At 59.8% G+C, this 13,442-nt stretch carries 9 protein-coding genes; 3 read left to right on the top strand and 6 right to left on the bottom strand.

Features of this window, described 5'->3' with window-relative positions:
* Positions 1–6: 6 nt before the first annotated feature.
* Positions 7–648: an oxidoreductase gene (locus tag BFP89_RS18335; protein ID WP_065886828.1), complete on the top strand. Its 642-nt coding sequence runs from the start codon at positions 7–9 to the stop codon at positions 646–648.
* Positions 649–1,198: 550 nt separating this feature from the next.
* Here the strand turns inward: BFP89_RS18335 and BFP89_RS18330 are convergent.
* The 6 genes from BFP89_RS18330 to BFP89_RS18305 form a co-directional block, all read right to left on the bottom strand.
* Positions 1,199–1,483 carry a YceK/YidQ family lipoprotein gene (locus tag BFP89_RS18330; RefSeq protein WP_065886827.1) on the bottom strand — a complete coding sequence of 95 codons (285 nt, stop codon included), beginning with the start codon at positions 1,481–1,483 and terminating at the stop codon, positions 1,199–1,201.
* Positions 1,476–2,105: a flavin prenyltransferase UbiX gene (ubiX, locus tag BFP89_RS18325; protein ID WP_083208103.1), complete on the bottom strand. Its 630-nt coding sequence runs from the start codon at positions 2,103–2,105 to the stop codon at positions 1,476–1,478. Before ubiX ends, BFP89_RS18330 begins: the two co-directional genes overlap by 8 nt.
* The gene (mpl, locus tag BFP89_RS18320) at positions 2,102–3,451 is read right to left on the bottom strand and encodes a UDP-N-acetylmuramate:L-alanyl-gamma-D-glutamyl-meso-diaminopimelate ligase (protein ID WP_065886826.1); all 1,350 of its coding nucleotides are present in this window, start codon (positions 3,449–3,451) and stop codon (positions 2,102–2,104) included. Before mpl ends, ubiX begins: the two co-directional genes overlap by 4 nt.
* Positions 3,452–3,585: 134 nt before the next feature.
* The gene (locus BFP89_RS18315) at positions 3,586–4,659 is read right to left on the bottom strand and encodes a hypothetical protein (RefSeq protein ID WP_141689108.1); all 1,074 of its coding nucleotides are present in this window, start codon (positions 4,657–4,659) and stop codon (positions 3,586–3,588) included.
* A 95-nt stretch (positions 4,660–4,754) separates the two neighbouring features.
* On the bottom strand, positions 4,755–7,601 hold the full coding sequence (locus BFP89_RS18310) for a hypothetical protein (RefSeq protein ID WP_141689107.1): 2,847 nt from the start codon (positions 7,599–7,601) through the stop codon (positions 4,755–4,757).
* A 526-nt stretch (positions 7,602–8,127) separates the two neighbouring features.
* Positions 8,128–10,047: a sigma-54-dependent Fis family transcriptional regulator gene (locus tag BFP89_RS18305; protein WP_065886823.1), complete on the bottom strand. Its 1,920-nt coding sequence runs from the start codon at positions 10,045–10,047 to the stop codon at positions 8,128–8,130.
* Positions 10,048–10,317: 270 nt separating this feature from the next.
* Between BFP89_RS18305 and BFP89_RS18300 the strand changes: the two genes are divergently transcribed.
* Together BFP89_RS18300 and eat are read left to right on the top strand one after the other, a co-directional pair.
* Positions 10,318–11,838 carry an acetaldehyde dehydrogenase ExaC gene (locus BFP89_RS18300; RefSeq protein ID WP_065886822.1) on the top strand — a complete coding sequence of 507 codons (1,521 nt, stop codon included), beginning with the start codon at positions 10,318–10,320 and terminating at the stop codon, positions 11,836–11,838.
* A gap of 146 nt (positions 11,839–11,984) precedes the next feature.
* Positions 11,985–13,418: an ethanolamine permease gene (eat, locus tag BFP89_RS18295; protein ID WP_065886821.1), complete on the top strand. Its 1,434-nt coding sequence runs from the start codon at positions 11,985–11,987 to the stop codon at positions 13,416–13,418.
* The last annotated feature ends 24 nt before the right edge of the window (positions 13,419–13,442 follow it).

Here is a 13,442-nt window from a genome sequence, read left to right as displayed (position 1 = left end):
AACACCATGTACCTGACACCGCAGCATATCTTACTGGCCGGTGCTTCCGGCCTCACCGGCGAACACTTGCTGGACCGCCTGCTCAACGAACCCACCGTCACCCGCGTACTGGCACCCAGCCGTAAACCACTGGCTGAACACCCACGCCTGGAAAACCCGGTAGGCGACCCTGCAGTGTTCCTGCCTCAACTGAGCGGCCGGGTGGATATCGCCTTCTGCTGTTTGGGTACCACGATCAAGAAGGCCGGCTCCGAAGCGGCGTTTCGTGCGGTCGACCTGGATATGGTGGTGGCCTTCGCCAAGCGCGCTCGGGAACTGGGCGCACGGCACCTGATCGTGATCAGCGCGATTGGCGCCGACCCGAAATCCTCGGTGTTCTACAACCGGGTCAAAGGCGAAATGGAACAGGCATTGCGAGCCCAGGATTGGCCGCAACTGACCATCGCGCGGCCATCGTTGTTGTTGGGCGAACGACTCGAACCGCGCCTGGCCGAACAACTGGCCGGGCCGTTGTCTCGGTTGATTCCGGGCAAGTACCACGGCATCGAAGTGTGCGAGCTGGCCCGCGCGCTGTGGCGCCTGGCGCTGGAAGAACAGGATGGCGTGCGGGTGGTAGAGTCGGACGAGCTGCGCAAGCTCGGTAAATAAATAAAGACGAACACGGAACCCAATGTGGGAGGGGGCCTGCCCCCGATAGCGGAGTGTCAGTCGCTGAAGATATTGACTGGACTACCGCCATCGGGGCATAGGTATCTACACAACTCAGCAGCGCCCAACCGTAACCACGATGCGCAGCGAGTCGCCGTTGATCTGGCTTTTGATCTTGATCTTAGGCGCCCCGTTAAACCACGCTGGCCGAACGCAGGCTTGAATCCGTGGGCAACCCGGCAGGACGCCGGGTTAGCCGCCCCGCGCCATGGATGGCGCGTGGCGGCGGCCCACGGATTCAAGCCTTCGATCGGGCACACCGAGCCTAAGCGAGGTGCCAAGTGGTGGGGCAAGAGCGTTTTGCTTACTTTTGCGCTTTTCAAAAGTGAGCCGCTGTAAAAGCGGAACCATTAGCAGCCGTTACCGCAGAAACGGATATGTACTCGATCTGATCCAACATCCTGGTCGGCCCTGAGGCCGCCATCGGAGGCAAGTCGAATCGTCGCACCGCCCCTCCCACATGGGTTTTATGGTGTTGTTGAGAATTGCGTTACAGGCCGCCGGTGGCGTTGAAGCCGACGCCCAGCACGGTCAACAACGACAGTGGCAACAGCAGCGTATCGAGCAACGCACTGGCGGGCAGGTCGATATGGGGATAGGTGGGGGCCTCGGCGCCAAACCTGTCCCTGGCGCAGCAGCCGCCGTTGATCGCGTACATATCCAGCCGGGTCCCGGCGTACACCACTGGCGCGCCCGGTTGCGCCGCATCCAGCGTGCGTGCGGTGGCGCAGCCGGTCAGCTGCAGCACCAGCACAACCCACAGTGCCTTATTCATCGCCACTCAAGTGATGCTCGCCCCAACGCGGCAGCATGTCCTGGGGGATATTGAGCAGGTTGAGAATACGCGCCACCACAAAGTCCACCAGATCATCAATGGTCTGCGGCTGGTGATAGAAGCCTGGCGATGCGGGCAAAATGGTCACGCCCATGTTCGACAACTTGAGCATGTGCTCCAGGTGAATGCTGGAATAAGGCGCCTCGCGTGGCACCAGGATCAACTGGCGCCGCTCTTTCAAGGTGACGTCCGCCGCGCGCTCGATCAAGTTGTTGCACGCGCCGGTGGCAATCGCCGACAGGGTGCCGGTGGAGCATGGCACCACCACCATCGCCGCCGGCGCACCGGAGCCGGAAGCGACCGGTGACATCCAGTCCTCTTTGCCGTACACCTTGATCTGCCCCGCCGCCGCACCGGTGTATTCGGTGAGGAAGGCTTGCATCATCTGCACTTTGGCCGGCAACTCCACGTCGGTCTCGGTCGCCAGCACCAACTGCGCCGCCTTGGAGATCAGAAAGTGCACTTCACGGTCTTCACGCACCAGGCAATCGAGCAGGCGCAGCCCATACGGCGCGCCGGACGCACCGGTCATCGCCAGGGTGATACGTTCCGGGCCGCTCACTGGAGCGCCTCAGCCAGCTTGCCGTGCAGGCCACCGAAGCCGCCATTGCTCATGATCACCACGTGGGTGCCCGGCCTGGCCACGTGTTTGACGTGCTCGATGATGCCCTCCAGCGAGTCGCATACCTTCGAAGGCACGGTGCACAGTGCGGCGATAGCGGGCAGGTCCCAGCCGAGGTTGGCGGGCGCGTACCACATCACTTGGTCGGCATCATTCACGCTTTCGGGCAGGCCATCGCGGTGCGCCCCCAGCTTCATAGAATTGGAGCGCGGCTCGACGACGGCAATGATTTGCGCATCACCGACGCGTTTGCGCAGGCCATCCAGGGTGGTGGCAATCGCCGTGGGGTGGTGGGCAAAGTCGTCGTAGATGGTAATCCCGTTCACGTCGGCGACCTTTTCCATGCGGCGCTTCACGCTTTTGAATGCGCTCAATGCTTCGATACCCACGGCCGGCGTCACGCCCACATGCCGCGCAGCCGCCAGGGTTACCAGGGCATTGGCGACGTTATGCTGACCGGTCATGCCCCAGTCGACGATGCCTTGGTCCACGCCTTCGAACAGCACTTCAAATCGCGAACCGTCGTCACTGAGCAACTTGACCTGCCATTGCCCGCCGACGCCAGTGGTTTGCACCGGGGTCCAGCAGCCCATGTCGATCACACGCTGCAACGCCGGCTCCGTGGTCGGATGGATCACCAGGCCTTCGCTGGGAATGGTGCGCACCAGATGATGGAATTGCCGCTCAATGGCCGGCAGATCGGGGAAGATGTCCGCGTGATCGAACTCCAGGTTGTTCAGGATCGCCGTGCGTGGACGGTAGTGGACGAACTTGGAGCGCTTGTCGAAAAAGGCGCTGTCGTATTCATCGGCCTCAATCACGAAAAACGGTGTGTCGCCCAGGCGCGCCGACACCGAGAAATTCTGCGGAACGCCGCCGATCAGAAAGCCCGGGCTCATGCCCGCGTGCTCCAGCACCCAGGCCAGCATGCTGCTGGTGGTGGTCTTGCCGTGGGTGCCGGCGACGGCCAGTACCCAGCGGCCCTGCAGCACGTGATCGGCCAGCCACTGGGGGCCTGAAACATAAGGCAAGCCTTTATTCAGCACGTATTCGACCGCCGGGTTGCCGCGCGACATGGCATTGCCAATCACCACCAGATCCGGCACCGGGTCGAACTGCGAAGGGTCGTAACCCTGGGTCAGTTCAATCCCTTGCGCCTGCAACTGCGTGCTCATCGGTGGATAAACATTGGCATCGGAGCCAGTGACGTGATGGCCCAGCTCTTTGGCCAGAACCGCCATCGAACCCATGAACGTGCCGCAGATACCCAGAATATGAATGTGCATAGTTGACCTCGTAAACATCGAGGCAGGTTAGCGTAGGGTGGGAAAGTTCGCACGCTTTAGCTGAGGGCGAAACGCCCGTCGCGGGGATACGACGGGCGCGCAGGCTGGGTTGACGTGGCGCCGGCCATCCAGGGCTATTGGATGGTCAGCAACCGCTGCAAACCGTTTCCTATCGGCGAAACCGGCGTGTTGGACTGAGGCGTGGGGGTAATGCTCATGGCCCCCAGCAAGGCAGAAAGCGCTGCCATGCGGCTCTCCAAATCGATCACACGCGCCTTGATGTCATCTTTTTCAGGCCCCGTGGACGCCGGTTGAAAATCAATTCTCCGTACCTTGGCCTCTTTGCCCAGCTCCCTCTCGACATAGCCAATCATGGCCTCAAGCGAGTCGAGGCGCTCGTCCCTGGTTTGCATCACCCATTGCAGGTTAGGCCCGACAGGCTGCTCTCCACGCAGTGTCGACAAGGTGTTGACCAACAGAAAAGTTGCGTTCTGCGCATACTCGACGAGTCGCCCTTCTTCGATGCTTTCCGGTGTCACGGGTGCAGGCGCCGGATTGATCAGTGGCTTGAGCGCTTCGTTGACACTCCCGACAACGACCATGCCGATCGACGTCACAGGTACGCTGATCGCCGTCGTGATCGCTGCGGTCTTGAGCAGGGTCCTGTTGGTCGGCGGCAGCGCAGTCTCTATGGCCTTGACCGCCGTCTTGGCATTCTCTTCAAGGGTTCGCGCAGAAAAAGGCTCGACATCCTGCCCATTGACACGGCCCGAACTGGGCTGGCCGAACAGTTGGTCGCGGATGTGCGCATCCCTGGAGGCTTGCCAGGCTTTTCGCTGTTTTTCGACATACGCGGCCATTTCGGGCGTTTGCCCGGCGCCTGAGGCGGCGTCTCCCGCCTGCCGGGTGCCACTGGCGTGCCCTGGGCCGTCGAACCCGTTCACTTTGGCGTCCACAAAGCCTTGATCGAACTTTTGGTGGCCTGTCTCCACGCCACTGCGTGTGGTGCCTGCGAGGTTGGGCGCGTCAACCCGTGTCGGGCTCGGCATACTCTCTCTGGAAGCGCCCCTCAGAATGCCGCCAATGACCTCACCTACTTTTGAACACTTTATCGTTCGATACGATTTTTTATGATTGATACGCCCTTTGAATACAATCGAAGTGCGGACAGGAAGTAACGCCGTTGTTATTGTTGTTGAACGTTTCATCGTCATTCACCTTAGTTGGGATACAAACCATTCACGGTCCCTGTCGAATGAATATTAAATAATGGAAACCCTGACTATCTGAACACATCCGTGTATCAGCGTTGCAATGCACTCACCGCGCCAAATTGTGCCAACTGAACACCGAACGGCGTTTTAGTGACAACGTTATAGGCATACCAGGCGCCTTTCTTGAAGACGGCCACGGCAGGTCGCCATACATTGTCCTCAGCTGCGTGAAAAAACCCTTTTACAACATCGCCCTCCTTATAGAGTTTAGTGACATCATAACTTCCGTAATGGCCTCTCAAACGTGACAACACATCATGACCTTTTTCAACCAGGTACTTCGTATCCTTATAACCGGCGCGTGCGCCTTTATTTAAGTTCTTCGCAATATCGACTGAGTCGGCATAGCCTACGGACGCACCCACACCCGCCACGACAGCGCTTTTAATTGTATTCAGAACACCTCTGCCCGCCTTGGCGGCTTTGCGCGCGGCATTCGCACCAGGAATGACAAAGCCGAGAATGTCGAACCCGAGATTGAATATCGCCCCGCCTACATCACCGTTGATAGCGTCTTGAACACCGTCGTAAAAAGGCACGAGGCTCAGAAAAAAACCCTTCAGTTCTTCGTCGTAAGCACGCCCTTTTTCAATCTCGGTGACGCCCGCCGCCTCCTTCTGCAGGCCACCATAATCCTTGGTGAAATAACCACCCGCCAGGTGCGCGAGTGCAGCCGATTTATCAGAAAAGTAGTCACCCTGGTTTTTCCCATCCGGTGCAGGCGGATCGCGCGTTTTATCCGTTAGCCCATATTGCTTGTAGGTATGCGGCAAACCCGGAATGTAACCTTCGTTCCCCCCTCCAAAATAGGAGCGATCATCCAGGTCGATCCGCCCGCCCGGAAAGCCGTCTTCCTTGACGATCTTGCCTTCGGCGGGAAAGTAACTGTAGGCGCTGACAGTGCCGTCAGGCTCCACCACTTTCATCAGCAAGCCGTGCCTGCCCTTGAGCGCTTCAAGCTCCTGCACCGTGGGCGTTGGAGGCAGGCATTCCCTGGGGGTGAACAACCCGGAGGTACAAGGCCCGCTCTTGGTATAGGCGCGGGACACCTCAAAAAAACTGACGTCCGATTGGCTGATACGCACCCTGTCCGCCATGGGCAGCAGTGACAGCTGATATTTGAACTGGATAGCCCAGGCACTTTCCTGGACCTTGCGATACTCCTGAAATTTCGCTTTAAACACTTTATTGATGTCAGGGGTCAATTCAGACAGACGCGACTTCAAACGCTCATAGGGAAAACGCTGCTCATCCCTGGATATCCAATAGTCCGGTTGAATGGGCCCCGTCATATAAATATCCAACAACGATATCGGCTTATGCTTCACGGAGGCCTGCTGCATCACCTCGAGCGTCGGGTCCACGTCCGGAAATACCCGTTTCAACTCTGCCAGCGCCAATTCCCGTCGTGTCGTCGGCGGCGTTTTCATGGCATTACTCGCCCAGCGAAGTTCTTTTTGCTGCTTGTTGAGTGCCTGTTGCGCCTGCTCGGCCTGCGCATCCGAATAAGTGTGCGTCGGGCTGGTGTCGATAACACGGTTGGCAATGCCCCAGGCAATGATCGAATCGCGTGCGGCGAACTTCAGTTGATCCTCATCCTCGGTGGACACCGGCGGCGTATTACCGAAAGCCATCACCTGGCTGAAGGTCATGTTTGCGGTCGCGCCAGGCACTTGCTGCTCTATGCGCGCCACCTCTATACAAAAATTCGCCCAGGTGTGGGAGCCGTAGAGCAAATTGGGCGGGATGTCTTTCACCACAAACTCAGGGGCTGCCGCCGATAATAAAACCCGTGCGGCGACAGCGGCGGCCTCGTTGCCGACCCGGCCGGCGAGGTGCGCCGTAAAGCGCTTGACGATCTCTGCCGAAGACGCGCCCGCGTTATCAACGCTATACAGGTTGTAGCCCGCCAGGTTGAACCGCGACTTGCCCAAGCCAGGATCGAGTTCCTGGACCAGGGCCACGCCAAGACTTTCAATCGCGCTCGTGGGGGTGTCGACAACCTTGAGCACCTCCCGAATCAACTTGCCCAGGCGCAGGGCCTCGGGTGTGCGCAGGAGCTGGTCGAGGGCGATTGACGGATAATCAGCCATGGCCTTTCTGAGGTTGGCTGGAAGATGACTGACCAGGCGACTCAAGAGGCTGTCCGTTCCAGGCACGTTCGCCGTACCTGGCGCGATCTGCGCCTTTACAAGCTTTCCCATCTTGCGCAGCGAAGTAGACGACAGCCCCTGCCCGATGTGCCTTACGCCACCTGAGTCCACGCCCGGCGCCCTGTGTGCCAGGTCAAAGGACAGTGCCGAGGCCAACGCATGAGCCTGGGCACTGTTCGCGGGCATTTTGTAGCCTTCCAGCTTGAGCATCCGGGCAAGGCTCAACGTTTTGCCCGGCTCTCGATCAAACAATGCAGAGCGAGGATCGATGGGCACGTTGCTCTGCTCCAGATCGACACGCCCCTCAACTTCATCGACCAAGGCGTTCAATGCGCTCATCAGCCTGTGCCGATTGGCCTCATCGCCCAGCGCCTGCCGATGCGCCGCCAGCGCCGCGTCGGAGTGGGTCGACAGGTGACGCTCATCCAGATTGAAGCCGGGATTATCCGTGAACTGTTTGCGGCGAACGCTGGCTTGGCCGCCGTCAAAAAGATCAGGCTCCTTGTAGAATTGCGCGACCAGCGACATCGACACGCCGCCCTGTCCGCTCCCTGGGTATCGCACCGCTTGACCGTGTTCGGGGGCAAATACCCTGCCCAGGGCCAGGAGCGTACGGGAGACATCAGACCAGCCTGAATCGTCTGACAAATAAAAGGTTTTTGGCCGACCGTTTACATAACCTTTTATTTCCCCGCGCGCAGGGATCAGCGTCAGAGCATGCATATCCAGCCCCTGCTTGTTAGCCCAGGCTGAAAATCCCTCGCTTTTAAAGGCACTGTCCAGTTGGGCATACCAGTGCGCTACCGTCGAGTGCGGCGGGACCTGCACATCGGGTGGCCGAACTGACGTTCTATAACTACCGTCGAGCAATAATGAGGCGAATGAACTGGCGACCTCGGCATCGGCCTCGGCGCGACTTGTTGAGGGCGTTTCACTTGTTTCAGTCGCAGGGCAGTCTTTATCAATCGCGGCGCCGCCCCTATGATTTGTATGGACTTCGCCTCGTTCAGCCAGTGAACTGAAGGACGCTGTTATTGGGTACGTATACGTCGTTGGAATACTCATCATCCACCCTGAATACAGTGCTCAAGCTTCTAAACAACCGAAGCTTCAATGTACTCAATGAGTGGGACAAACATGCAAAATACGCGACATTTAAAATCGACATAATATTGCTGAACCCAACAACTTACATACCCCCATTTACTTATTAACCAAGGCGCCTGTAAAACTTCAAAACCACTGTAGGCTAAACTACCGAACCTCGTGAAATTTCATACTTGCGCAACTTGCGGTACAACGTGTTACGGCTGACGCCCAAGTGCGTTGCCGCATGGCTCATATGCCAGTGCTGTTGCTCCAGCGCGGCCAGCAGGGTTGACCGCTCGGCCTCTTCAAAGGGGGACAGCGAAGAAACACTTGAGGGTGCGTCATGGGTAGGTGTGTGACGGATCATCGGCGGTAAATTTTCCGCAGCGACCTTCCCGTTTTCGCACAGCGCGACCAGCGTGCGCAATACCGTACGCAACTGTCGGACGTTGCCCGGCCAGGCAAACGCCAACAACGCGTCGCGCGCAGCCGGCTCCAGATAGACAGCCTGATCACCGGCCTCCTGTGCCAGCAGCAGGTCCAGCAGCTGTGATTTGTCAGTGCGCTGACGCAACGCCGGTAGCGCAACTTCCAGGCCATTGAGCCGATAGTACAAATCCTCGCGAAAGCCGCCGTCCTCTACCCTGGCCAGTAGATTGCGGTGGGTAGCGCTGATAATTCTGACATTTACGGCTCGGGGCTCACCACCGATCGGCACCACCAGGCGGTCTTCCAGCACCCTGAGCAGTCGCGTCTGCAAGGCCAGGGGCATGTCGCCGATCTCGTCAAGAAACAGCGTGCCGCCATCGGCCTGCTGCAGCTTGCCTTGCATGCCCTCCTTGCGCGCGCCGGTAAAACTGCCGCCGCGATAGCCGAACAATTCGCTCTCGATCAGGTTTTCCGGGATAGCGGCGCAGTTGAGGGCAACGAAGGGTTTGTCGGCACGCTGGCTGGCCAGATGGACCGCCTTGGCAAAGGCTTCCTTGCCCGAGCCGGTTTCCCCATTGACCAGTAACGGCACGTCACGCTCGAACACCCGCACAGACTGGCTGAAAGCCAGCCGCAGCGCCGGGTCATCCAGGCAGACGCCGGGCAAGCGCGAACGACCGGGAACAGTCGGCTTGGCGCTGGGCGTCGGGGCCGGGCGCCCCTGTCCGCGTAACGCCGCGAACAACTGGCGGCCATCGCGGGTACGCAACGGCCAGCCGGCCGTGGGGTTGGCGCTGGCGCGCCCCAGCAACTGATCCAGGGAACAGTCGAAAACCGCTTCCACCGGCTGGCCCAACAAGCCGCCACGCAACTGCCCCAACAGGTTCAGTGCGCTCTGGTTGAGAGCACAGATGCGCCCTTCGCCATCAAACGCCAACAGCCCTTCACTGAACAACCCGACCGACTCCGCCTGCAGATGAAAGCGCAACAACCAGTGCTGTTCGAAGTGGCGCAAAAAGTAGCAGCTTTCAATCATCTTGGCCGACAGGTTGACCAACGCCATGGTGTGGAACTGACTCTGGCGCGACACGGCTTCGCGGGCCGACGACACGTCCAATACCGCCAGCAACTCACCGTGGGGGTCGAACACCGGGCTCGCCGAACAGGTCAGCCCGGTATGGCGACCGCGAAAGTGCTCGTCACGGTGAATAGTCAGGGATTGGCGCTCGACCAGGCAGGTGCCGATGCCATTGGTGCCTTCGCAGGCTTCGCTCCAATCAGCGCCCAGCCACAGCCCGGCGCGCTCGAAAATCCTGCGTTCGGAGGGCGCGGTGACGCAGTTGAGGATCACCCCACGCGCATCGGTGAGCAGCACGGCGTGGCCCGCGCCCGAGAGCTGCTGGTGCAGGCTGTTCATTTCAGTGCCGGCAATGTGCAAGACCTGGCGCAGGCGTTCGCGGCTTTCCAGCAAGCGGTCATGCTCAAGCACGGTGGGGGCGACGGTCAGCGCAGGGTCGAGGTGGTAGTCCTCCAGGCAACGCAACCAGGAGCGGGCAATGGACGGGTCGCTGCCCGGCCCGTGAGGCGGCTCTTGCCCACGGGTGACGGTGAGCACCTGCTGGGCATGGCGACTGAAATGATCGTTGTGCATGTTCTTATTATTCTCCCTGCGTGAGAACGCCCAGCATCCCCCAGGCACCCGGCCATTGCAATCCCGCGCCGACCCACCGGTCACTGGCTGTACCGTTTATGGCACACACTGTCACCCGCCTGTATCGATCCGGCCACAGTCATGCCGTGTAAACAAAACCAAACCCTTGATTTAGCTGGCCCGCACCCAGTGGCCCGACCTTTGCTCTACGCTTTATAAAGCGCTTGCCGCGCTGTACTCCGATAAACATAAAAGCAGGAGATGCCCACCATGCGTTATGCACACCCCGGTACTGAAGGCGCCATCGTTTCGTTCAAGGCCAAGTACGGCAACTACATCGGTGGCGAATTTGTTGCGCCGGTCGATGGCAATTACTTCACCAACACTTCGCCGGTCAACGGCAAGCCCATCGCCGAGTTCCCGCGCTCCACCGCCAAGGACATCGACAAGGCGCTGGACGCCGCCCACGCTGCCGCTGACGCCTGGGGCAAAACCAGCGCCCAGGACCGCTCGCTGGTACTGCTGAAAATCGCCGACCGCATCGAACAGAACCTCGAACTGCTGGCCATCACCGAAACCTGGGATAACGGCAAGGCGGTGCGCGAAACCCTCAACGCCGACATCCCGCTGGCCGCCGACCACTTCCGCTACTTCGCCGGTTGCATTCGCGCCCAGGAAGGCAGCAGCGCCGAAATCAACGAACTCACCGCTGCCTATCACTTCCACGAGCCGCTGGGCGTGGTCGGCCAGATCATCCCGTGGAACTTCCCCTTGCTGATGGCCGCCTGGAAACTTGCCCCGGCCCTGGCCGCCGGCAACTGCGTGGTGCTCAAGCCGGCCGAGCAAACGCCGCTGGGCATCAACGTGCTGATGGAACTGATCGGCGACCTGCTGCCGCCCGGTGTACTCAACGTCGTGCACGGCTTCGGCAAAGAAGCTGGCGAAGCCCTGGCCACCAGCAAGCGCATCGCCAAGATCGCGTTCACCGGCTCAACGCCAGTGGGTTCGCACATCATGCATGCGGCGGCCGAGAACATCATTCCGTCCACGGTTGAGCTGGGCGGCAAGTCGCCGAACATTTTCTTCGCCGACATCATGAAAGCCGAGCCGCAATTCATCGAAAAAGCCGCCGAAGGCCTGGTGCTGGCGTTCTTCAACCAGGGCGAAGTGTGCACCTGCCCGTCCCGCGCGCTGGTGGATGAGTCGATCTACGACGACTTCATGAAAGTGGTCATGAAGAAAGTCGAGTCGATCAAACGGGGCGACCCGCTGGACACCGACACCATGGTCGGCGCCCAGGCGTCCGAGCAGCAGTTCGACAAGATCCTGTCCTACCTGGAAATCGCCAAGGGCGAAGGCGCGCAACTGCTCACCGGCGGCAAGGTGGAGAAGCTCAGCGGTGACCTGGCCACCGGCTATTACATCCAGCCGACCCTGCTCAAGGGCACCAATGAAATGCGCGTGTTCCAGGAAGAAATCTTCGGCCCGGTGGTGAGCATCACCACCTTCAAGGACGAAGCCGAAGCCCTGGCGATTGCCAACGACACCGAGTTCGGCCTGGGCGCCGGCCTGTGGACCCGCGATATCAACCGCGCCTACCGCATGGGCCGCGCGATCAAGGCCGGCCGCGTGTGGACCAACTGCTACCACCTGTACCCGGCCCATGCCGCGTTTGGCGGTTACAAGAAGTCCGGTGTAGGGCGCGAGACGCACAAGATGATGTTGGATCACTACCAGCAGACCAAAAACTTGCTGGTGAGCTACGACATTAATCCGCTGGGTTTCTTCTAACCCACAACACCCTCCCACCTTTGCAATGCAATCAAAGGTGGGAGGGGGCTTGCCCCCTCCCACACTTTGGATCTGCATAAGTATTTGCGATGCGCATTCGGCACACAGAGGCCGAGTTAAAACAATAAGAATGAAAGGTACTTCCCATGCCCAGCGAACCCACAAATTCTTCCGTCGACTTCGAAAAAGTCGACTCCCAATACTTCCAACAACGCGAACTTAAAAAAGGCGCCGCCGGCTGGGTGTTATTGGTTGGCCTCGGCGTCGCCTATGTCATCTCCGGCGACTACGCCGGCTGGAACTTCGGCCTGGCCCAGGGCGGTTGGGGCGGGATGTTCCTCGCCACACTGCTGATGGCCACCATGTACCTGTGCATGTGCTTTTCCCTGGCCGAACTGTCCTCAATGATCCCCACCGCCGGCGGTGGCTACGGCTTTGCCCGCAGCGCATTCGGCCCCTGGGGCGGATTCCTGACGGGCACGGCGATCCTGATCGAATACGCCATCGCCCCCGCCGCCATCGCGGTATTTATCGGTGCGTATTGCGAGTCGCTGTTCGGTATTGGCGGCTGGATGATCTATTTGGCGTTCTACATCATCTTTATCGGCATCCACATCTTCGGCGTGGGTGAAGCGTTGAAGTTGATGTTCGTAATTACCGCCATCGCGGCCATCGCGCTGGGTGTGTTCCTGGTATCGATGGTGCCGCACTTCAACGTCGCCAATCTGCTGGATATCCCGCTGAGCGACGCCAAGGGCGCCAGCAGCTTCCTGCCGTTCGGCTACGTTGGCGTGTGGGCGGCGATCCCCTATGCGATCTGGTTTTTCCTCGCGGTAGAGGGCGTGCCACTGGCTGCGGAAGAAACCAAGAACCCCAAGCGCGACCTGCCACGCGGGCTGATCGGCGCGATTGTAGTGCTGACCAGTTTTGCCCTGTTGATTCTGGTGATCGCGCCGGGCGGTGCGGGCACTTACGCGCTGATCAAATCCGGCAACCCGCTGGTGGAAGCCCTGGCATTGGCCTACGGCGGTTCGACCTGGATGGGCAGCTTCGTCAATCTGGTGGGCCTGGCCGGCTTGATCGCCAGCTTTTTCTCGATCATCTATGCCTATTCGCGGCAGATATTCGCCCTGTCCCGTGCTGGCTACCTGCCGCGCAAACTGTCCGAGACCAACAAGAGCAAGGCACCGGTACTGGCGTTGGTGATTCCCGGGATTATCGGCTTTGGCCTGTCGCTGACCGGCCAGGGCGATCTGCTGATTCTGGTGGCGGTGTTCGGCGCGACCATTTCCTACGTGTTGATGATGGCCGCCCACATCACCCTGCGCATCCGTCGCCCCAAAATGGATCGCCCGTACCGCACGCCGGGCGGCGTCTTCACCTCGGGCGTGGCGCTGGTACTGGCCTGCGTGGCCGTGGTGGCGGGCTTTCTGGTGGATCCACGGGTGGTGATTGGCGCTGCGATCATCTATGGAGTATTAATTGCTTACTTTGCTTTCTACAGCCGGCATCACTTGGTAGCGGGCACGCCGGAAGAAGAGTTTGCGGCGATCCAGGCCGCAGAGGCCGCCTTGCACTGATTGCCGAAAACCTCGACGTGGGCG

It is taken from the genome of Pseudomonas sp. 31 R 17 (assembly GCF_900004915.1).
GTDB lineage: Bacteria > Pseudomonadota > Gammaproteobacteria > Pseudomonadales > Pseudomonadaceae > Aquipseudomonas > Aquipseudomonas orientalis_A.
Note: the sequence above shows the minus strand (reverse complement) of the source record. Positions and strands in the feature narration are given on the sequence as shown.

What these genes read in the sequence shown, in the direction of transcription:
- BFP89_RS18335 (WP_065886828.1), top strand. Translation starts at nt 7, where the DNA reads ATGTACCTGACACCGCAGCATATCTTACTGGCCGGTGCTTCCGGCCTC.
- BFP89_RS18330 (WP_065886827.1), bottom strand. Translation starts at nt 1,483, where the DNA reads ATGAATAAGGCACTGTGGGTTGTGCTGGTGCTGCAGCTGACCGGCTGC.
- mpl (WP_065886826.1), bottom strand. Translation starts at nt 3,451, where the DNA reads ATGCACATTCATATTCTGGGTATCTGCGGCACGTTCATGGGTTCGATG.
- BFP89_RS18315 (WP_141689108.1), bottom strand. Translation starts at nt 4,659, where the DNA reads ATGAAACGTTCAACAACAATAACAACGGCGTTACTTCCTGTCCGCACT.
- BFP89_RS18310 (WP_141689107.1), bottom strand. Translation starts at nt 7,601, where the DNA reads ATGCATGCTCTGACGCTGATCCCTGCGCGCGGGGAAATAAAAGGTTAT.
- BFP89_RS18305 (WP_065886823.1), bottom strand. Translation starts at nt 10,047, where the DNA reads ATGCACAACGATCATTTCAGTCGCCATGCCCAGCAGGTGCTCACCGTC.
- BFP89_RS18300 (WP_065886822.1), top strand. Translation starts at nt 10,318, where the DNA reads ATGCGTTATGCACACCCCGGTACTGAAGGCGCCATCGTTTCGTTCAAG.
- eat (WP_065886821.1), top strand. Translation starts at nt 11,985, where the DNA reads ATGCCCAGCGAACCCACAAATTCTTCCGTCGACTTCGAAAAAGTCGAC.